General features: G+C 58.9%; 19 protein-coding genes and 2 tRNA genes. 8 read left to right on the forward strand and 13 right to left on the reverse strand.

The window, feature by feature from the left end; genetic code table 11:
- Nucleotides 1-57: 57 nt before the first annotated feature.
- Genes KUG85_RS04400 through KUG85_RS04415 form a run of 4 tightly spaced genes read right to left on the reverse strand, consistent with a single transcriptional unit; the run spans nt 58 to nt 2,013 of the window.
- The gene (locus tag KUG85_RS04400) at nt 58-426 is read right to left on the reverse strand and encodes a four helix bundle protein (RefSeq protein WP_223004262.1); all 369 of its coding nucleotides are present in this window, start codon (nt 424-426) and stop codon (nt 58-60) included.
- A 44-nt stretch (nt 427-470) separates the two neighbouring features.
- On the reverse strand, nt 471-1,073 hold the full coding sequence (locus KUG85_RS04405) for an NADH-quinone oxidoreductase subunit C (RefSeq protein ID WP_065817673.1): 603 nt from the start codon (nt 1,071-1,073) through the stop codon (nt 471-473).
- Nucleotides 1,074-1,081: 8 nt separating this feature from the next.
- Complete coding sequence (locus tag KUG85_RS04410) at nt 1,082-1,657, reverse strand: NuoB/complex I 20 kDa subunit family protein (protein ID WP_065817674.1); 576 nt, start codon at nt 1,655-1,657, stop codon at nt 1,082-1,084.
- The gene (locus tag KUG85_RS04415) at nt 1,648-2,013 is read right to left on the reverse strand and encodes an NADH-quinone oxidoreductase subunit A (protein ID WP_223004263.1); all 366 of its coding nucleotides are present in this window, start codon (nt 2,011-2,013) and stop codon (nt 1,648-1,650) included. The genes KUG85_RS04410 and KUG85_RS04415 overlap by 10 nt, the downstream gene beginning before the upstream one ends.
- Nucleotides 2,014-2,383: 370 nt before the next feature.
- On the opposite strand from KUG85_RS04415, the gene KUG85_RS04420 reads away from it, so the two are divergent.
- Nucleotides 2,384-3,598, forward strand: a complete 1,215-nt coding sequence (locus tag KUG85_RS04420) for a winged helix-turn-helix domain-containing protein (protein ID WP_223004264.1) — start codon at nt 2,384-2,386, stop codon at nt 3,596-3,598.
- Nucleotides 3,599-3,620: 22 nt separating this feature from the next.
- Here KUG85_RS04420 and KUG85_RS04425 read toward each other — a convergent pair whose 3' ends face one another.
- Nucleotides 3,621-3,758: a hypothetical protein gene (locus KUG85_RS04425; protein WP_223004265.1), complete on the reverse strand. Its 138-nt coding sequence runs from the start codon at nt 3,756-3,758 to the stop codon at nt 3,621-3,623.
- Nucleotides 3,759-4,037: 279 nt separating this feature from the next.
- Between KUG85_RS04425 and KUG85_RS04430 the strand changes: the two genes are divergently transcribed.
- From KUG85_RS04430 to KUG85_RS04440, 3 genes are all read left to right on the forward strand, one after another.
- Entirely contained in the window at nt 4,038-4,466 is a 429-nt protein-coding gene (locus tag KUG85_RS04430; protein WP_223004266.1) for a TadE/TadG family type IV pilus assembly protein, read from the forward strand.
- A 1-nt stretch (nt 4,467) separates the two neighbouring features.
- Nucleotides 4,468-6,231 (forward strand): pilus assembly protein TadG-related protein, encoded by a 1,764-nt coding sequence (locus KUG85_RS04435; RefSeq protein ID WP_223004267.1) that lies wholly within the window; start codon nt 4,468-4,470, stop codon nt 6,229-6,231.
- Nucleotides 6,232-6,439: 208 nt separating this feature from the next.
- The gene (locus KUG85_RS04440; protein ID WP_065817678.1) at nt 6,440-6,679 is read left to right on the forward strand and encodes a hypothetical protein; all 240 of its coding nucleotides are present in this window, start codon (nt 6,440-6,442) and stop codon (nt 6,677-6,679) included.
- Between the two features lie 509 nt (nt 6,680-7,188).
- On the opposite strand, the gene KUG85_RS04445 is transcribed toward KUG85_RS04440, so the two are convergent.
- Nucleotides 7,189-8,541 (reverse strand): GGDEF domain-containing protein, encoded by a 1,353-nt coding sequence (locus KUG85_RS04445; protein ID WP_255606249.1) that lies wholly within the window; start codon nt 8,539-8,541, stop codon nt 7,189-7,191.
- Nucleotides 8,542-8,785: 244 nt separating this feature from the next.
- Here KUG85_RS04445 and KUG85_RS04450 point away from each other — a divergent pair, with 244 nt between their 5' ends.
- Nucleotides 8,786-8,944: a hypothetical protein gene (locus KUG85_RS04450; RefSeq protein ID WP_223004268.1), complete on the forward strand. Its 159-nt coding sequence runs from the start codon at nt 8,786-8,788 to the stop codon at nt 8,942-8,944.
- Between the two features lie 195 nt (nt 8,945-9,139).
- Here KUG85_RS04450 and KUG85_RS04455 read toward each other — a convergent pair.
- Nucleotides 9,140-9,216: transfer RNA gene (locus KUG85_RS04455), tRNA-Asp, on the reverse strand.
- 184 nt (nt 9,217-9,400) lie between these two features.
- Between KUG85_RS04455 and KUG85_RS04460 the strand changes: the two genes are divergently transcribed.
- Together KUG85_RS04460 and KUG85_RS04465 are read left to right on the forward strand one after the other, a co-directional pair.
- A tRNA-Val gene (locus tag KUG85_RS04460) sits at nt 9,401-9,476 on the forward strand.
- Between the two features lie 91 nt (nt 9,477-9,567).
- Nucleotides 9,568-10,014, forward strand: a complete 447-nt coding sequence (locus KUG85_RS04465) for an acetyltransferase (RefSeq protein ID WP_223004269.1) — start codon at nt 9,568-9,570, stop codon at nt 10,012-10,014.
- Nucleotides 10,015-10,101: 87 nt separating this feature from the next.
- Here KUG85_RS04465 and hupB read toward each other — a convergent pair whose 3' ends face one another.
- The 5 genes from hupB to KUG85_RS04490 all read right to left on the reverse strand — a co-directional run bounded on the left by hupB (nt 10,102) and on the right by KUG85_RS04490 (nt 16,683).
- On the reverse strand, nt 10,102-10,377 hold the full coding sequence (gene hupB / locus KUG85_RS04470) for a DNA-binding protein HupB (RefSeq protein WP_007007911.1): 276 nt from the start codon (nt 10,375-10,377) through the stop codon (nt 10,102-10,104).
- Nucleotides 10,378-10,737: 360 nt separating this feature from the next.
- Nucleotides 10,738-13,161: an endopeptidase La gene (gene lon, locus KUG85_RS04475; RefSeq protein WP_223004270.1), complete on the reverse strand. Its 2,424-nt coding sequence runs from the start codon at nt 13,159-13,161 to the stop codon at nt 10,738-10,740.
- A gap of 330 nt (nt 13,162-13,491) precedes the next feature.
- Nucleotides 13,492-14,766: an ATP-dependent Clp protease ATP-binding subunit ClpX gene (gene clpX, locus KUG85_RS04480; RefSeq protein WP_007007913.1), complete on the reverse strand. Its 1,275-nt coding sequence runs from the start codon at nt 14,764-14,766 to the stop codon at nt 13,492-13,494.
- 319 nt (nt 14,767-15,085) lie between these two features.
- The gene (locus KUG85_RS04485; protein WP_065817681.1) at nt 15,086-15,718 is read right to left on the reverse strand and encodes an ATP-dependent Clp protease proteolytic subunit; all 633 of its coding nucleotides are present in this window, start codon (nt 15,716-15,718) and stop codon (nt 15,086-15,088) included.
- A 347-nt stretch (nt 15,719-16,065) separates the two neighbouring features.
- On the reverse strand, nt 16,066-16,683 hold the full coding sequence (locus KUG85_RS04490; RefSeq protein ID WP_223004271.1) for a LysE family translocator: 618 nt from the start codon (nt 16,681-16,683) through the stop codon (nt 16,066-16,068).
- Between the two features lie 124 nt (nt 16,684-16,807).
- Between KUG85_RS04490 and KUG85_RS04495 the strand changes: the two genes are divergently transcribed.
- Nucleotides 16,808-17,281: an Lrp/AsnC family transcriptional regulator gene (locus KUG85_RS04495; protein WP_223004272.1), complete on the forward strand. Its 474-nt coding sequence runs from the start codon at nt 16,808-16,810 to the stop codon at nt 17,279-17,281.
- A gap of 53 nt (nt 17,282-17,334) precedes the next feature.
- Here KUG85_RS04495 and KUG85_RS04500 read toward each other — a convergent pair whose 3' ends face one another.
- Complete coding sequence (locus tag KUG85_RS04500; RefSeq protein WP_223004273.1) at nt 17,335-18,618, reverse strand: O-acetylhomoserine aminocarboxypropyltransferase; 1,284 nt, start codon at nt 18,616-18,618, stop codon at nt 17,335-17,337.
- Nucleotides 18,619-18,660 lie beyond the last annotated feature (42 nt).

The following is an 18,660-nucleotide window of genomic DNA, read 5'->3' on the forward strand; positions in this document are numbered from 1 at the left end:
CCCCTTCGTGGCCAGAGCGAATAGCGAATAGCGAATAGCGAATAGAAAGCGATCCCGTCATGCCGATTTTTCCTGTAGTCGCCGGATCATTGATCTGATCATCTTTCCAATCTCTTCAGCCGCCTGGAGCAACTCCTGCAGCCTGCTTTCTTCCAATAAACTCAAACGCGACGCCAACATCAGATGCGTCTCTAATTCCTTCAGCGAACCCTGCGCAACGCGCAGAAACTGAATAAAGGCTCCGGTAAGTTCGCGCCCATGCCCTTCAGCAATGTTCGCCGGTACCGAACCGGCCGCGCGGCGTATCTGACTCGTAAGACCGTAAATCTCTGTTTTTGGAAAGTCTCCGGTTGCACGATAGCAGTCCGTAGCCAAATCCATCGCTGCTTTCCATATCAGAAGGTCCCTGTACGAGTTGATCGTCAACCGAGCCTCTCTATTCGCTATTCGCTACTCCCTATTCGCTTCCTTCACTCTTTCGCCTTTTCATCGCCCGGCAACACATAGTCCGTCCCCTCCCATGGCGAAAGGAAATCGAAATTGCGGAATTCCTGTCGCAGTTCGACGGGTTCGTAGACGACACGCTTCAGATTGTCGTCGTAGCGCACCTCGACAAAGCCGGTCAGAGGGAAATCCTTGCGCAGCGGGTGGCCCTCGAAACCGTAGTCTGTGAGGATGCGCCGCAGGTCCGGATGCCCGGTGAAGAGAACACCGTACATGTCGTAGATTTCGCGCTCGAACCAGTTGGCGGCCGGAAACACTTCGATGGCCGAAGGCACCGGCGTGTCCTCATCCGTCGACAGTTTCACGCGGACGCGCTGGTTCTGACGCGGCGACAGAAGATGGTAGACCACCTCGAAACGCTTCTGGCGCGAGGGATAATCCGCGCCCGAAATATCGACGAATGCGAAGAACTGACACTGAACATCGTTCTTCAGAAAGTTGAGCACATCGACGATGTCGCCCGGCTCGACCAGGAAGGTCAGTTCGCCATAGGCGACGACCGCATCCTGAATCTGCGCGTCGAGCTTTTCCGTGACGTAGGCCGCCAGGTCCTTCAGCGCTTCGCTCATATCCGCCTCTAACGTTCGATCGTGCCGGTGCGACGGATCTTCTTCTGGAGAAGAAGAATGCCGTAAAGCAGCGCTTCCGCCGTGGGCGGGCAGCCGGGCACATAGATATCGACAGGCACGACGCGATCGCAGCCGCGCACCACCGAATAGGAATAGTGATAATAACCGCCGCCATTGGCGCAGGAGCCCATGGAGATGACGTAACGCGGCTCGGGCATCTGGTCATAGACCTTGCGCAGCGCGGGCGCCATCTTGTTGGTCAGCGTGCCGGCGACGATCATCACATCCGACTGGCGCGGTGACGCACGCGGCGCGATGCCGAAACGCTCTGCATCATAGCGCGGCATGGAGATGTGCATCATCTCAACGGCGCAGCAGGCCAGACCGAAGGTCATCCACATGAGCGAGCCGGTGCGCGCCCAGGTGATCAGCGCTTCCGAAGACGTGACAAGAAAGCCCTTGTCGGAAAGCTCGTTGTTGATGCCCGTGTAGAACGGATCGTCCGAACCGATCGGGTTGCCGGTGTTCGGATCAATCAAACCCTTGGGCTGGGGCGCTACGAGCGTGTCGTTGTTCAGTCCCATTCCAGCGCTCCCTTCTTCCATTCGTAGATGAAGCCGATGGTCAGAACCCCGAGGAACACCATCATAGACCAGAAGCCGAGCCAGCCGATATCTCCGAACGCCACCGCCCACGGGAAGAGGAAAGCCACTTCCAGATCGAAGATGATGAACAGAATCGCCACCAGATAGAAGCGCACATCGAACTTCATGCGGGCATCGTCGAATGCATTGAAACCGCACTCGTAGGCCGACAGCTTCTCAGGATCCGGATTGCGATAGGCCACCAGGAATGGCGCAACCACCAGCGCAAGAGCGACAACAAGCGCAACGCCGATGAAAATAACGATAGGTAGGTATGAACTCAGAAGCTCATTCATGGTCCGACTTTCCGTTGCCCGCCGCGGGCGAGGCTGCGTATCGAGGCCCGTGACCGGGTTTTTGCGCCTACGGCCAAGGCAGCAAGGCTAGGCTCATGTTGCAACGCGGCGAGGGTTAGCGCAGGGCGCTTGGCGACGCAAGTCAAACCTTGGCCAGATTGCGGCATTGTCGCACGCATATCCGCCATTGTTCACACACTACGCCCTCCCGACGTGCTGCAACTGCGGACTTAACGCATAAATGCCGTGTGTAAAGCGTTATGCGTTTCCTGTCAGGAGACTCCGCTCTTTTGGAACAATCGGGTGGCGCCCGATCCATCCACTGTCTAGGTCTTGTACAAGACAAAAAAAGCAGGACGAGGCGCCGCGAATGCAAAGAGAGCGACTCACACCGGGCGAGGTGCGGCGAATTGCCCTCGGTGCCCAGGGGTTTTCCACCATTCCACTCAGGGGAACCGTTACCCGGCTACATATAAAGCGCATGCTGGGCCGCACCGGACTCCTGCAGATCGACTCGGTCAACGTTCTGGCGCGCGCACATCTCATGCCCCTCTATGCGCGGCTGGGCCCTTATCCGGTCGATCTTCTTGGCCGCGCACAGTCGAAGAAGCCGCGCATGCTTTTTGAATACTGGGCGCACGAGGCATCCCTCCTGCCTGTCGAGACCCAGCCCCTCATGCGCTGGCGTATGGAGCGCGCGGCGCGTGGTGAAGGTGTCTACAAGGGGCTCGTTCGTTTTGCCCGCGAGAAGCGCGAACTGGTGGACCGTGTTTACAGGCAGGTGGAGACCGCCGGCCCCGTGGCCGCATCCGACTTCGAGGGAGAGACGGGAAGCGGCGGCTGGTGGGGCTGGAGCGAGACCAAGAAGGCGCTTGAATGGCTTTTCTGGTGCGGACGCATCACCACGCATTCGCGCCGCCCCAGTTTCGAGCGCCTCTATGATCTTCCCGAACGTGTTCTGCCGCGAGAGGTCTTCGAGACGCCCACACCGCGTGAAGACGACGCGCAACGCGCCCTCGTCGACATCGCGGCGCGCGCGCTCGGTGTTGCCAGCGAACCGGATATCAGGGATTATTTTCGACTGAAGCCCGCCGCCTCGCAGGCGCGCGTCGCCGAGCTCGTGGAAGAGGGTGCGCTGCAGCCAGTGGAGATCAAGGGCTGGCGTCACCCCGCATATCTCCACAGGGACGCACAGCTCCCGCGCCGTATCGACAGACCCGCCCTCCTCGCCCCTTTCGACCCGGTCGTGTGGGAGCGCGACAGAGCCGAGCGCATTTTCGGATTTCGCTACCGGATCGAGATTTACACGCCTGCCCACAAACGTGTGCATGGCTATTATGTCCTGCCCTTTCTCCTGGGGGATCGCATTGTCGCCCGCGTCGATCTCAAAGCGGATCGCGCCGGACGGGTTCTTCTTGTCCAGTCGAGCCATGCGGAACGGCACGCACCGGCTCATACGGCAGAAGCCCTCTACGCGGAACTTCGGCGTCTGTCGCAATGGCTGGATCTGGATACCATCGACATCATGCCGCGCGGAGATCTCGCGGACCGCCTGAAAGCCGTGGCTTCCAGGCATCGGGACTGACACCGGGAACGGCATCCAAATTTCAGGTTACAATAAAATTTTTTGCAACTTCTGGCGTTTTTACTATGGAGTTACAAAATTTTTTTGAGTTTTTTTTCGATCGCTGATTTTCAGGAAGCAAATATTGTTTCGATGGATCGACAACTGTTTCCAAACCCACTGGATTTCTCCTTTCTCAATTTAAAGGCGAGATAACCGATCCAGATCAAACAGCTCATTTCCTTCAAACCCGGCATTCCCGGGGAAATCAGAGAACCACAATCCTGACTTGTGTAACCTTGAGTTGTCAACAAATATAGGAATGATATAAATCAAAGGTTGCTTGAAAATTTTCTACAACCGATCGGCAAAAACCATCAGTATTTGAATTCGCCTTATATGTTTAAGCTTTGTTTATTTCTGCTCCTGAATCCTATTCCCGGGCTTGGGAGTATTGGAAATGAACAGAAGACTTTTCCTAAAATTTTTCCATCGTTCAGATGGCACCGCCGCGCTTGAATTTGCAATCATAGCACCGGTGTTTTTTCTCACTGTCTTTTCCATGATTGCTTACGGAATCTATCTGAGCGCGTCTCATTCCGTACAGCAGGTCAGCGCAGATGCTGCCCGAGCCGCAGTTGCAGGGCTTTCACAGCCTGAAAGGCAGAAGCTGGCGCGCGACTTCATCGAGCGGTCGATGATCAAGCATCCATTTATCGACGTCCGGAAATTCGACGTTCAGGTCGCCGACGATGCGACAAATCCCAGTCAGTTTACTGTCACCGTCAAGTATGATGCCGCAGATCTACCTATCTGGTCGCTCTATTCCTACGCCATGCCCGACAAGGAGATCGTCGGCTTCTCGACAATCAGGCTCGGGGGACTCTGACATGTCCTTTGAGAAAAAGAGCGCCTTATGCAGCTTCGCCCGGGATCGGCGGGCAAATGTGGCGACACTGTTTGCGCTTTTCCTGCCGATCATGATCGGCTGCGTGGCACTCGGCGTGGATTACGGCAATCTCACCCTGCAGGACCGGAAGCTACAGAAGACGGCAGACCTCGCCTCGATTGTCGCGGCCGCAGACATCGCCAAAGCCGAGCAGGCCGTTGCCAAGTTCTTTGCCCTGAACAATCAGAACATCGCCGTTGAAACCGACCACGGGCTTCTGCTCGATGAGCGCTACCTGTCTGCCGAAGAGTATATTGATCAGGAAAAACGCGGCATAGCGCGGCTCGTGCGCGGGCGCTATTACCCCGACCCGTCGATCGCCAGCAATCTGCGCTTCGTCGAGATGGAGACATCGCCGGATGCGGCGAAGGTGACAATCAGAAAACTTGGCGATCTTTACTTTGGCGCGATGTTCATCGATCCGCCGCAACTCTCCGCGGTCGGCACGGCTTCGGCAGAGAAGCTTGCCGGCTTTTCCGTGGGCTCCCGTCTTGCAAGCCTCAATGGAGGCATACTGAACGGCCTCCTGGGCGGCCTTCTGGGCACGACGATTTCGCTGAAGGTGATGGATTATGAGGGGTTGCTCGACACCGACATCAACGTCCTCTCCTTCATGCAGACCCTTGCGACACGCCTGGACCTGGACGCCCTGACCTATAGCGAGATCCTGGAAACAGAACTCACCCTGCCGCAATTGCTGTCTACAATGCGTCTGACGAGCGGCGTCCCGCCAACGGTGCAGAGCGTTCTCAAGACGCTGGAGACGGCAACCTCGAAGAACAGCAGCAAGATCAGGCTGGAACGGATTCTGAATCTCGATCCGAAAGGGCCGTTGACCATCGCTACCGATGCTCCCTGGGACATGAAGATTTCGGCGCTGGAAATGATTACCGCGAGCGCCGCGCTTGCCAATGGCGACAACCAGATCGCGATCGATACAGGCCTCAACCTTCCTCCCCTCACCAGTCTCTCGGTCAAGCTCGCCATCGGTGAACCGCCTGTGGGCACCCCCAGTCATGCGCTTGGCCCCATCGGCACCGCCGTGCGCACGGCGCAGACGCGCCTCAAGGTTTCCTTCGAAGTCGGCATAGACCTTGTGGTTCTGAAAACGAAACTGCGGGTGCCGCTCTACGTGGAAGTGGCGCATGCGGAGGCACGGCTTGCCGATATTCAGTGCAGCCCCGCCCACCCGAACAGAGGCAGCGTCGTCGTGGATGCGATGCCGGGCCTGCTTGAGATTGCACTAGGCGAGGTCGATGACAGTGTTCTGTCCACCTTCTCGGATGAGGCGCGGGTCACGCCAGCCAAGATGATCGATGTCGGCGGCCTTTTGAGCGTATCGGTGGAAGGCATGGCGCATGTGGAGACGCAGAACATGCAGCCTTCCCGTCTGCGCTTCTCAAGCTCCGACATCCAGAACGCCCGCGTTCAAAACGTGTCGACGCGCGACGTGCTGGGTTCCACGACCAGTTCGCTGCTCGATAATCTGCAGCTCGACGTCAAGGTTCTGGGCGGGTCGCTTCTGGGCGGAACGCTCCTAAACGGCACGCTTGTGAAAAGCACGGTCAAGACGCTTCTCTCAAGCCTGTCGGAACCGATCGACGAGCTCCTCTACAATGTGCTTGCACTGGCCGGCGTGAAGATCGGCGAAGCCGATGTGAGGGTTACCAGCGTAAGCTGCGAACGCCCGGTGCTCGTACAGTAGCGCCCAGGGAAAACTATGCAGCCACCTGCGCCTCGCAAGCCGGCTTGCGGGGCATTTTTTTATTCCCTGCCAGGAAGCGGGCCTACCGACCAGCCGTAGCAGCGGACACAATAGCCGGTTGGTGCCAGCGAACAAAACGGTGTATAATGGCGGCTTCCCGCCATATGCCACGACTGGAGCGTGGACCTTTGGCGATGTGGAGGAAATCATGAAACGCTATGCACTTCTTGTCGCGCTGATCGGTCTGTCGCCGGCAGCGGCCTATGCACATTCATGCCCGGTCCTGATGGGTGAAATCGACCAGGCAATGCCGACCGCCTCGCTGTCGGAAAGCGACAGGGCCCGGGTCCAGGAGCTGCGCGCCCTTGGCGAGGAACAGCACAAGGCTGGCGATCACGACGCATCCATGTCGAGCCTTGAGGAAGCCAAGGCCTTGCTCGGCCTGTAGAGCATCGGACCGAAAAGTGGAATCCGGTTTTCGGATTATTCCGATGCTCCATTTATAGTTTAGATCGTCCTTTGTGCGTCCGGACGGACGCACGGCGATCTAGCGCATCGGACCGAAAAGTGGAATCCGGTTTTCGGATTATTCCGATGCTCCATCAATCGTTTAGATCGTCCTTTGTGCATCCGGGCGGACGCACGGCGATCTAGTGTCGACGGCAGCCGGGCTTGCCGCAGAAAACAAAAAAGCGGGCCGTGGCCCGCTTCCTTCGGTCCTGAGAGCCAACCGGGTGCCGGTACCTTCATGGTCACCACGGGGTCGTTCAGGTCGAATACAGCGGCTGCCCGGGGAACCTCGCCACACATCCTGCAGGACGTCCCGCTCCGGCTCAGCCACCGCTTATCCCCATGTGGTGGCGAGGGCCGACCGTTGCAAGAGCACCAATTAAATAAAACCACCATCCGTTGGGAGGGCTGCCCCATCAGGCCCGGGCCAGATACCTGCCGCAACGGCTAGACCGATTTCCAGCCCGGCGCATGACCGTGTATCTCGGCGCGGTTGCGGCCGAGATGCTTGGCGCGATAGAGCGCCCTGTCGGCTTCCTCCAAGAGCGCCTCAATCACGGCTGAACCGTCTTCCGATGATGCCAGCCCGACGCTGACCGTCACGGGGATAGCAACCTGCCTGTCCGGCTTTACGGGTGCCTGTGAGAAGGCGCTGCGGATGCGTTCGGCCACCTCAAGCGCCTGTTCGCGGCGGCATTTGGGGAGGAGAATGGCGAATTCCTCGCCACCGACCCGACCGATGATGTCGTTGCCGCGCAGACACGCCGAAATCCTTGCCGCTGCGATCGAAATCACCTGGTCTCCGGTCGCATGACCGAAGCGGTCGTTGATGGATTTGAAGTGGTCGATGTCCAGCATGAGGACGGAATAGGGCTGAGCCTGTCGGGCGCAGGACCGCACGAGCCTCAATGCCTCTTCCCCGAAAGCACGCCGGTTGAGGAGATTGGACAGGGGATCGTGCCGGGCAAGATGGGAGAGCTGGGCGATCAGATCCTTCTGCTTCGCCATCGCACTAGCAAGCATCAGGGGGGCAAGGGTGATCAGGCTGACGCCAAGCCGCATGGAGATCAAAGCACCTTCTGCGGAGACATCAACCATCTTGTCGAACAGGTTTGCAGAGAGCGCGATCAGGCTCCAGAAGCTGAACACCGACGTCAGGAGGACCGTGACGAAACGCGGATACACGATCGCCGCCCACAGGAGCGCCGGCACGGGGAAGGCGACGGCGCCAGGACCGCCGATCTGAAAACTGGCAAAACATGTGAGCACAAGCGCAATCATCGGCATTGCGAGATAGGCCAGCCGTTTCGCCGACGCGCCGCGCGGGAACGAAATCACGCGGGCCGTGAGAATGACTGGCAGGATCGCGACAAAGTTCGCAAACTCGGTGACGAACCAGAATGTCCAGCCACCCAGTGCGGTACCGCTGAACAGAACCGGATTTGCCACCGCCCCCACCAGCCCCGCCATACAGGCGCCAAAACCGATCGCCGAAACAAGCTGGGGAACCGATTCCGGCGTCTGCAGCCGGATCGCCTCCCGCGGAAACATCCGCAGAACAACGAAGGCCCCGCCGATGCTGGCAAGGTTTGCACCCGTCAGTATGAGCGTCTTGCCAAGTGGAGAGCCGGTGAGAAGGTCAGCCGCAACGAACCCGGCTGTCGCAGCGCCCCAGCCATAGTGCGATGCCGTGGCAGGCATCCGCAAAAGCAGGCCGAGCATGACGGCATTGGCGGGCCACACCGTGGCGAGGAAATCGACCGGCCGCGTGTAGATTCCAAAGAGACAGGTACCGAACACGACAAGGCCGAGCAAAATAGCGGCCTGGATTGTCGCTACGAACGATCGCTTGGGCGTTCGTTCGCTGGCTATAGAATTGGTCACCACTGGCTGCGACCCCCACAAACTGAGGTAGCAGACTAGCATTGAATGCTGTCAGTCGAGTTAAAACGGGCCGCCGAAACCATGTCTGTCGAACATTACGAGCCATGGTTAACATAAGCGTGCAGGGTCCATTAAAGTTCGAGCTTTAGTCTCTTACGCCATGAGCCCGATCAAACTGTTCTCGTATGTGTTGCGCGTTGCGCTCCTGCTGTCACCGGCGGCGGCTGCGGTGATCATGTTCGTTTATCTTCTCGACAGTGCGGAACGAACGAACGATCTTCCGAGCGTGGATCCCTTCCGCACAGCCACAATCCGCTGACTGCGGCGCATCTCGGGAGCTCTGGCAGGCCGTTTTCCCGGCCACACACCAACACAGGACGCGCCGAATCCCCGGAGTGGAAACTCCGTGCTTTTACTTTAGAAAGCGACGGAATTCTCGGAAAAGTGCAGGGAGATTTTCATTCCAGCTTGGGAGATTTTCTCCGAGCGCCACTTCTTCATTTTCTGTGAGAAGTGGCGCGAGTGACGGGGCTCGAACCCGCGACCTCCGGCGTGACAGGCCGGCACTCTAACCAACTGAGCTACACCCGCGCTTGAGGCGTTGTGCCGAAGCAGCAACGCGTCGATGAGCGCTGAATTAGGGGGTTCTTGATGTGGTGTCAAGCAGCCAATCTGCAGTTTGTGAAACTTTCTTGATGTTGTTCCAATATGCGTTGGAGAAGCCGTTTTTTGCTTGCGATCCTCGCGCGAACGCCCTAAACGATCCGCTTGGAATGGGCGATTAGCTCAGTTGGTAGAGCGCTTCGTTTACACCGAAGATGTCGGCAGTTCGAGCCTGTCATCGCCCACCATTCCTCTCTCCCTTACTGGACCGCATTTTTATCGGCTCTCCGATTTCGCCCTGCTCCAGGCCATCATTTCCTTCCTCAGGGAGCGCGTTACGTGCCCGAGATTCGCAAGGCCCGGAAAGATGATCTCGTCGACCTGATGGAGATCTGGCGGCGGTCGGTTCGCGCCACTCATGATTTTCTATCCGAATCGGATTTCCGCGCAATCGAAGCCGATGTTGCCGGCACTTATCTACCGGAGGCCAGTCTCTGGGTGGCTGTGGACGGGCGCGATTCTCCCCTCGCATTCATGGGTTTGACGGCAACGCATGTCGACAGCCTGTTTGTCGACCCCGATGCGCGCGGGAAAGGCCTCGGCGCGCAACTTATTGCCCATGCCCGTCAGGTCGCCGGAAGGCGGCTCACACTCGATGTCAACGAGCAGAACGAGCAGGCGCTCGGCTTTTATCAGAGGATGGGCTTCGCGGTGACGGGACGTTCCCCGCGCGATGGCGACGGCCGCCCATATCCGCTACTGCATATGAGCCTGCGCGCGCCCTGATCGCACTCAAAAAAAACGGGAAGCCGTACGGCCAAAAGAAAAGCCGGGTCGAAACCCGGCTTTTCTTGCATTCCTTCAAGGGCGCAATCAGCTGTTGACTGCGTCCTTCAGGCCCTTGCCGGCCGAGAACTTCGGCACGTTGCGGGCCGGGATCTGAACCGTGGCGCCGGTCTGCGGGTTGCGGCCCGTGGAGGCCTCACGCCGCGAAACGGAGAAGTTGCCGAAGCCGACGAGGCGCACGTCCCCGCCCTTCTTGAGTTCGCCTTCGATGACGGCAAAAACCGCATCGACCGCGGACTGGGCATCGCTTTTCGAGAGGCCTGCCTCTTCTGCGACTGCGGATACGAGCTCGTTCTTGTTCATGTAATTACCCCTTCCTGATAAGGACCAAGTGATGCGACTCACTCGGCTCGAGGCAGTCTAGGGAGAACATTTGCCGCCACCAAGCACGAAATGCTTCATCCCCCCTCGAAAACCCATGTTTTCTGCGGTTTTCGACAGAAAAGCCGGGCGCGAAGCCCGGCTTTTGACAGTTTTGCCGAAAAAGCGGTCTTAAAATGGGCGATCCCTTGCGCTGCACCGGTTCAGCGCACCTGCCGAACCAGCTTTGCGGGAAGGCCTTGGAGCATCGGACCGAAAAGTGGAATCCGGTTCTCGGGCTATTCCGATGCTCCATCCATAGTTTGGATCGTCCTTTGTGCGTCCGGACGGACGCAGGGCGATCTAATGGGCGATCGTCTGCCCCTCGCCCTCACCGGCTGCCACCTTCGCCGGCTCCACGGGCTCAACCCAGTCAATCGGTTCGGGCGTGCGGGTGAGCGCATGTTCGAGCACTTCCCCAACGCGGCTGACCGGAACGATCTCGAGACCGTTCTTCACGTTCTCTGGAATATCGGCCAGGTCCTTTGCGTTCTCTTCGGGGATCAACACCTTCTTGATGCCACCACGCAATGCAGCAAGGAGCTTTTCCTTCAATCCGCCGATGGGCAGCACGCGACCGCGCAGGGTGATCTCGCCGGTCATGGCGATGTCCTTGCGCACCGGGATGCCGGTCATGATCGACACGATGGAGGTCGCCATGGCAACGCCTGCCGAAGGGCCATCCTTGGGCGTAGCGCCTTCCGGCACGTGCACGTGAATGTCCTTCTTGTCGAAGACGGGCGGCTCGATGCCGAAATCGACGGCGCGCGAGCGGACATAGGATGCCGCTGCCGAAATCGATTCCTTCATCACGTCGCGCAGATTGCCGGTGACGGTCATCTTGCCCTTGCCGGGCATCATCACACCTTCGATGGTGAGTAGCTCGCCGCCGACCTCGGTCCAGGCGAGGCCGGTCACGACACCCACCTGATCCTCGCCCTCGGCCTGACCGAAGCGGAAGCGCTGCACGCCCAGATAGTCCGACAGGTTGTCCTCGGTCACTTCGACCTTGTCCTTGCCGCCGTCCTTCTTGGCATTGCGCAGGATTTCCGTCACCGCCTTGCGGGCGAGCTTCATCAGCTCACGCTCGAGGTTACGGACACCCGCCTCGCGTGTGTAAGTGCGGATGATCTGCTGCAGTGCGCCGTCGGTCACGGAGAATTCGTGCGCCTCGAGCGCATGCTCGCGCACGGCCTTGGGCAGGAGGTGCCGCCTGGCGATCTCCACCTTCTCATCCTCGGTGTAGCCGGCGATGCGGATGATCTCCATGCGGTCCATCAGCGCCGGCGGAATGTTCAGCGTGTTGGCCGTGGTGACGAACATCACGCTCGACAGGTCATATTCCACCTCGAGATAGTGATCCATGAAGGTCGAATTCTGCTCGGGATCGAGAACCTCAAGCAGGGCCGATGACGGATCGCCGCGGAAATCCATGCCCATCTTGTCGATCTCGTCGAGCAGGAAGAGCGGATTGGACTTCTTTGCCTTCTTCATCGACTGGACGACCTTGCCGGGCATCGAGCCGATATAGGTGCGCCGGTGACCGCGGATTTCGGCCTCGTCGCGCACGCCGCCGAGCGCCATGCGGACATATTCGCGTCCGGTGGCCTTGGCGATGGACTTGGCGAGCGAGGTCTTGCCGACGCCGGGCGGTCCGACGAGGCACAGGATCGGGCCCTTCAGCTTCTTCTGACGGCTCTGGACGGCCAGATACTCGACAATACGCTCCTTGACCTTCTCAAGGCCGAAGTGATCCGTATCGAGCACGTTCTCGGCGAACTCGAGGTCGTTCTTGATCTTGCTTGGTTTCTTCCACGGAAGGGAAAGCAGCCAGTCGAGATAGTTGCGGACCACCGTGGCCTCGGCCGACATGGGCGACATGGTCTTGAGCTTCTTCAACTCGGCTTCGGCCTTTTCGCGCGCTTCCTTGGAGAGCTTGGTCTTGTTGATGCGCTCTTCCAGTTCCGCCGCCTCGTTGCGGCCGTCCTCGCCCTCGCCGAGCTCCTTCTGAATGGCCTTCATCTGCTCATTCAGATAGTACTCGCGCTGGGTCTTCTCCATCTGGCGCTTGACGCGCGAGCGGATACGCTTTTCCACCTGCAGCACGGAAATCTCGGCTTCCATGAAGCCCATGGCCTTTTCAAGCCGCTCACGCACGGAGAGCGTGGCAAGCATTTCCTGCTTTTCGGGAATCTTGATGGCCAGATGCGAGGCAACCGTGTCTGCCAGCTTCGAGTAATCCTCGATCTGGTTCGCAGCACCGACCACCTCGGGCGAAATCTTTTTGTTGAGCTTTACGTAGTTCTCGAAGTCGGAGACAACGGAGCGCGCCAGCGCCTCGATCTCCACCTGGTCCTCTTCCGGCTCGGGAAGAAGATCGGCCGTGGCCTCGTGAAACTCCTCACGGTCGGTGAACTCAGAGATGCGCGCACGCGAGGTGCCTTCGACAAGCACCTTGACCGTGCCGTCGGGCAATTTCAGAAGCTGCAGCACATTGGCAAGCGTACCGACGTCGTAAATGCCACTCGGCTCCGGATCATCATCCGCAGCGTTCATTTGCGTGGCCAGCAGGATCTGCCGCTCGGCACCCATCACCTCTTCCAGCGCCTTGATCGACTTGTCGCGGCCGACGAAGAGCGGAACGATCATGTGCGGGAACACCACGATATCGCGCAGGGGCAATACGGGATAAGGAGCGCCACCAGCGGTCTTGGGGGTATCAGTCATGTTTCAGCCTTTTCAAACCGCGACCGCTCAAGAGCCAGTCGCGGGCTTCAGTCTATCCGGCCAGAGCGTTATCCACCAGAAGCAACCGCATTGTTGCGCGATGCGTGAATGGAAACCACCCCACCTTTGCTCCTCCCTTAGTTGGAGACATGAACCGAGAAGATCAAGGGCTTAGGCAGGATGCGTTGACCGGACACACAGCCTGCAGCCTCTGGCCATCCCGATTGGGGCGGTCTGGTGGTTATCAACACCGCAAAACGCGAACGTCACCGGAGCGGGGCCCCGGTGACGCACACATGAACACAAACACTTACAGAAGAAAGTGATTCGTCAGGCGCTGGCGTTGCCCTTTTCCTGCTCGCGCTCTGCATAAATGTAGAGCGGGCGGGCATTGCCGGCGACGACCTCGTCGGAGATCACAACTTCCTGAACGCCTTCCAGCGCCGGCAGCTCGAACATGGTGTCGAGCAGGATCGCCTCCATGATCGAACGCAGACCGCGGGCACCCGTCTTGCGCTCGATCGCCTTGCGGGCAATCGCGGCAAGCGCGTTTTCATGGAAGGTGAGTTCCACATTCTCCATGTCGAACAGACGCTGATACTGCTTGACCAGGGCGTTCTTCGGTTCGCTCAGGATCTGCACAAGAGCGGCCTCGTCCAGGTCTTCCAGCGTCGCCAGCACCGGGAGACGACCAACGAATTCGGGGATAAGACCGAATTTCAGAAGATCCTCCGGCTCAACCTGGCGGAACAGTTCGCCCGTCGGGCGATCCTCCGGCGATGCCACTGTCGCGCCAAAGCCAATGGACGTCTTGCGGCCACGGTCGGAGATGATCCTGTCGAGACCGGCAAATGCGCCGCCGCAGATGAAGAGGATGTTGGCCGTGTCCACCTGCAGGAACTCCTGCTGGGGGTGCTTGCGTCCGCCCTGCGGCGGGACGGAAGCAACCGTGCCTTCCATGATCTTCAGAAGCGCCTGCTGCACACCCTCGCCCGACACGTCACGCGTGATGGACGGGTTGTCGGACTTGCGCGAAATCTTGTCGATCTCGTCGATATAGACGATGCCGCGCTGCGCACGCTCGACATTGTAGTCGGCTGACTGCAGCAGCTTGAGAATGATGTTCTCGACATCCTCGCCCACATAGCCGGCTTCGGTAAGCGTCGTCGCATCGGCCATGGTGAAGGGCACGTCGATGATGCGGGCCAGCGTCTGCGCCAGCAATGTCTTGCCGCAGCCCGTCGGGCCAATCAGCAGGATGTTCGATTTGGCCAGTTCCACATCCGCATTCTTCGAGGCGTGGGCAAGGCGCTTGTAGTGATTGTGGACCGCCACGGACAGCACGCGCTTGGCATGGCCCTGGCCGATCACATAATCGTCGAGCACTTCGATGATTTCCTGCGGTGTGGGCACGCCCTCGCGCGACTTCACCATCGAGGATTTGTTTTCCTCGCGGATGATGTCCATGCACAGTTCAACGCACTCATCGCAGATGAAGACAGTCGGTCCCGCAATCAGTTTGCGGACTTCGTGCTGGCTCTTGCCGCAGAAGGAGCAGTACAGCGTGTTCTTGGAGTCCCCGCTGCCGTTGCTGGCCTTGCTCATGTCTTACGTCCTTTCACTACCCACCGGCATGTCGCCCCGTACCTGCCGGGCGGTCATGGCACCCGAAGACGGAATAGCCCCCAGGCGGTCCACGCTCTGTCTTCGAAACGAAACACAAATCCGAAAACGCGGCAACCATACCGAGCCCCTGTCCAGACCTTGGCTTCGGAAACTCAATATAGGCTTAACGTAGGCGTTCACACACCGGCTGCAAACACAAAAATGTGACAGAATTGACGCAATCGACCGCAAATGCGGGCGAAACGCGTGCCGCCCGGCACCAGGCCGGGCCGTCCGTTGATGAAAGCCTGATCGGGAATCAGGAATCAGAGGCTTTCTCGGTCGCGTCGCGCGAACTGACCACCTTGTCGATCAGGCCGAAAGCCAGCGCCTCGTCCGAGGTCATGAAGTGATCGCGGTCGAGCGTCTTCTCGATCGTCTCGTAATCCTGCCCCGTGTGTTTCACGTAGACTTCGTTCAGGCGGCGTTTCAGCTTGATGATGTCCTGCGCGTGGCGTTCGATATCGGACGCCTGCCCCTGGAAGCCACCGGAAGGCTGGTGCACCATGATGCGCGCATTGGGCGTTGCAAGGCGCATGTCCTTGTGGCCCGCACAAAGAAGCAGCGAGCCCATCGACGCGGCCTGACCGATGCAGAGCGTGGAGACCGGGGGCTGGATGAACTGCATCGTGTCGTAAATGGCCATGCCCGAGGTCACCACACCACCCGGCGAGTTGATGTAGAGCGCGATCTCTTTCTTGGGGTTCTCGGCCTCAAGAAAAAGAAGCTGCGCGCACACCAGCGAGGCCATGCCATCCTCGATCGGGCCGGTGATGAAGATGATGCGCTCTTTGAGAAGACGCGAGAAGATGTCGTAAGCCCGTTCACCCCGGTTCGTCTGTTCGACGACCATGGGCACCAGATTCATGGCGGTATCGACGGGATTCGGCATGAAAATACCTTTCGGTTGGAAGTCGCACGCCGCAAATCTGGCGCGCGCAAAGCGGCAGAATCGTTTGGTTCAACGGGATAGATAGGATGCCCCCTTCCCCTGACGCAAGAGCAAGCGCTTATCAAGATGGTCGGTGGGTGTCGTTTATCTCATTTCGAATGGCGATAGATGCACATGGCGCCGCCAGCCAGGATGCCCGCGCTCCAGCTGCAGGCGCAAACGAAGCCTGTCTCTCTCCAACTCAATGCCGAATGGGCGCGCAGGCGCCTCCCCCGAACCAGAAGTGTGGTTGATGAGCCCTGTGGGGGAATGAGCGGGTACGGCTCTGCGCTCCATGAGACCGTGCACTATGTTGCTGCAAGCAATACACTGAAGCCAATCAGCACTGCCCCCAGCCCACGGGTGACCCAGGACAGAATTCCCTTTCCATTTGCCGCGCGCCCCAGGCTGGCTCCGAAGAGGCAATAGCAGCCGGCAGCAATCCATTCGAGTGTCAGCGAAACCACCACCATCGAGGCAAACAAAACGGCGAAGCCCGGCTGGCCCGGCGTGACGAACTGCGCGTAGAAGGCAGTAGCAAAGATCACGGCTTTCGGGTTCATGATCGCGACGATGAACTCCCGTCGCATCAGGCCGAGAATTTTTCCGCTTTCAACCGCGCGCGTCGGCGACGAGATCTCGAGCGCCGAGCGGATCAGTCGATACCCCATATAGGCAAGGTAAAAAGCGCCGCACCATTTGATGAGCGTGAACAAAAGAGGTGAGGTGTTCAACACGGCGCCAAGGCCCAGTCCTGCAGCAAGGAAGATAAGCAGATAGGCCGGATAGCGGCCGATCGAACCCAGATGGCCCGTCCAATAGCCCATTCGAATGGCCCGCGAGAGGGCGAGAATATTGTTGGGCCCGGGAGAAAAATGCACAGGCAATGAAGCCAGGATGAAGGTGAGCCAAAGCTGCGTGGACATGGGTAGTACTCCTGAAGTGCGCGTATATTGGCTCCGACAGGCCACGCATGTCCTTGCGAAATAGTCTTCTTTAGCGCTCTAATTTGGCATAAGCTGCCAACAGGGAAATCAAAATGGCTTGCACATGCCAATATCACTGGATTCTATCGATCTGAGAATTCTGAGCGCGCTGCAGGCGGACGGGCGTTTGACAAATGTCGAACTTGCAGACTTTGTGGGCCTCTCGCCCTCGCCGTGTCTGAGGCGCGTGAAACGGCTGGAGCGCGAGGGCGTGATCCGTGGCTACCGCGCCATCATCAATCGCCGTACCGTATCGCTCGGCCTCACCGTTTTCACCGAGATCAAGGTCAACCGCCACAACCGGGCGAACGCTGACGGGCTCCAGAAAGCCCTTGAAGCCATCCCCGAGGTGGTGGCCTGCCACATGGTGTCCGGCGCACCGGATTTCATTGCTGAAATCGTGGTGCCGGATCTGGCCGCCTACGAGGTTCTTCTGAGCAACGTCCTCCTGGAACTGCCGATGGTGGAGGACATTCGTTCAAACTTTTCCATGCGCACCGTGAAGACGGAGGGGCCCCTGCCCATCCCGCAAAAATAAAACGGCGCAGACCGAAAGCCCGCGCCGCTCCAATTTTCGAGAAGCTAGCCCGATCAGATCTGGCCCAGCGCCTGCTCCAGATCGGCGATGATGTCTTCCACGTCCTCGATACCGATCGACAGGCGGATCACATCGACGCCTGCACCAGCAGCAGCCTTCTGCTCGTCGGAAAGCTGGCGATGCGTGGTAGACGCCGGATGAATGATCAGGGATTTCGTGTCGCCGATATTGGCCAGATGCGAGAAGAGCTCCACGCTCTCCACCACTTTCACGCCGGCATCGAAACCGTCTTTCAGGCCGAACGTGAAGACAGCACCCGCCCCCTTGGGCGAATATTTTTTCATAAGGCCGTGATTGGGATCGCCGGGCAGGCCCGGATAGGAAACCCAGGACACCTTGTCGTGCCCCTTCAGCCATTCGGCCACCTTGAGCGCATTGTCGCTGTGGCGCTGCATGCGGAGCGCCAGTGTCTCGATGCCGGTGAGAATCTGAAATGCATTGAAGGGCGAGATAGCCGGGCCGAAATCGCGCAGGCCAAGCACACGGGCAGCAATCGCAAAGGCAAAATTGCCGAAGGTCTCGTGCAGCACCATGCCGCCATATTCGGGGCGCGGCTCGGACAGCATCGGATATTTGCCCGACTTCGACCAGTCGAACGTGCCGCCATCGACCAGAACACCGCCGACGGAATTGCCGTGGCCGCCCATGAACTTGGTCAGCGAGTGCAGGACAATGTCTGCGCCATGCTCAATGGGGCGCAGCAGATAAGGCGAGGCCATCGTGTTGTCGACGATGAAAGGCAGGCCGTGCCTGCGAGCAATGTCGCCGATCTTCTCCAGATCGACAAAAGTTCCGCCGGGATTGGCGAGGCTTTCGACGAAGATCGCCTGTGTATCGTCGTCGATCTGGCTTTCGAAACTGTCGAGATCCTCCGGATCGGCCCAGCGCACATGCCAGTCGAAATTCTTGAAGGCATGGCCGAACTGGTTGATCGAACCGCCATAAAGCTTTTTGGCCGCGATGAAATTCGCACCCGGCTTCATGATCGTGTGGAACGTCAGAAGCTGTGCGGCATGGCCCGACGCTGTTGCGAGTGCCGCCGTGCCGCCCTCAAGGGCCGCGACGCGCTCTTCAAGCACAGCCTGGGTCGGGTTCATGATGCGGGTGTAGATATTGCCGAATGCCTTGAGGCCGAACAGCGAGGCGGCATGGTCCGCATCGTCGAAGACATAGGAGGTGGTCTGGTAGATCGGCGTGGCGCGTGCGCCTGTCGCCGGGTCGGGCTGGGCTCCTGCATGCACCGCCAGCGTGTCGAAACCGGGCGTACGCTCACTCATGACTATTCCTCCATAAACAAATATTCGGTGGGGCATCAATAC

Origin of the sequence: Nitratireductor rhodophyticola, assembly GCF_019891355.1 — a bacterium.
Lineage (GTDB): Bacteria > Pseudomonadota > Alphaproteobacteria > Rhizobiales > Rhizobiaceae > Nitratireductor > Nitratireductor rhodophyticola.

Coding starts and splice junctions, on each gene's coding strand:
- KUG85_RS04415 (WP_223004263.1), bottom strand. CDS start 2,013: ATGAATGAGCTTCTGAGTTCATACCTACCTATCGTTATTTTCATCGGC.
- KUG85_RS04430 (WP_223004266.1), top strand. CDS start 4,038: ATGAACAGAAGACTTTTCCTAAAATTTTTCCATCGTTCAGATGGCACC.
- KUG85_RS04485 (WP_065817681.1), bottom strand. CDS start 15,718: ATGCCGAATCCCGTCGATACCGCCATGAATCTGGTGCCCATGGTCGTC.
- KUG85_RS04405 (WP_065817673.1), bottom strand. CDS start 1,073: ATGAGCGAAGCGCTGAAGGACCTGGCGGCCTACGTCACGGAAAAGCTC.
- KUG85_RS04440 (WP_065817678.1), top strand. CDS start 6,440: ATGAAACGCTATGCACTTCTTGTCGCGCTGATCGGTCTGTCGCCGGCA.
- clpX (WP_007007913.1), bottom strand. CDS start 14,766: ATGAGCAAGGCCAGCAACGGCAGCGGGGACTCCAAGAACACGCTGTAC.
- KUG85_RS04435 (WP_223004267.1), top strand. CDS start 4,468: ATGTCCTTTGAGAAAAAGAGCGCCTTATGCAGCTTCGCCCGGGATCGG.
- KUG85_RS04500 (WP_223004273.1), bottom strand. CDS start 18,618: ATGAGTGAGCGTACGCCCGGTTTCGACACGCTGGCGGTGCATGCAGGA.
- KUG85_RS04420 (WP_223004264.1), top strand. CDS start 2,384: ATGCAAAGAGAGCGACTCACACCGGGCGAGGTGCGGCGAATTGCCCTC.
- KUG85_RS04450 (WP_223004268.1), top strand. CDS start 8,786: ATGAGCCCGATCAAACTGTTCTCGTATGTGTTGCGCGTTGCGCTCCTG.
- KUG85_RS04410 (WP_065817674.1), bottom strand. CDS start 1,657: ATGGGACTGAACAACGACACGCTCGTAGCGCCCCAGCCCAAGGGTTTG.
- hupB (WP_007007911.1), bottom strand. CDS start 10,377: ATGAACAAGAACGAGCTCGTATCCGCAGTCGCAGAAGAGGCAGGCCTC.
- KUG85_RS04490 (WP_223004271.1), bottom strand. CDS start 16,683: ATGTCCACGCAGCTTTGGCTCACCTTCATCCTGGCTTCATTGCCTGTG.
- KUG85_RS04495 (WP_223004272.1), top strand. CDS start 16,808: ATGCCAATATCACTGGATTCTATCGATCTGAGAATTCTGAGCGCGCTG.
- lon (WP_223004270.1), bottom strand. CDS start 13,161: ATGACTGATACCCCCAAGACCGCTGGTGGCGCTCCTTATCCCGTATTG.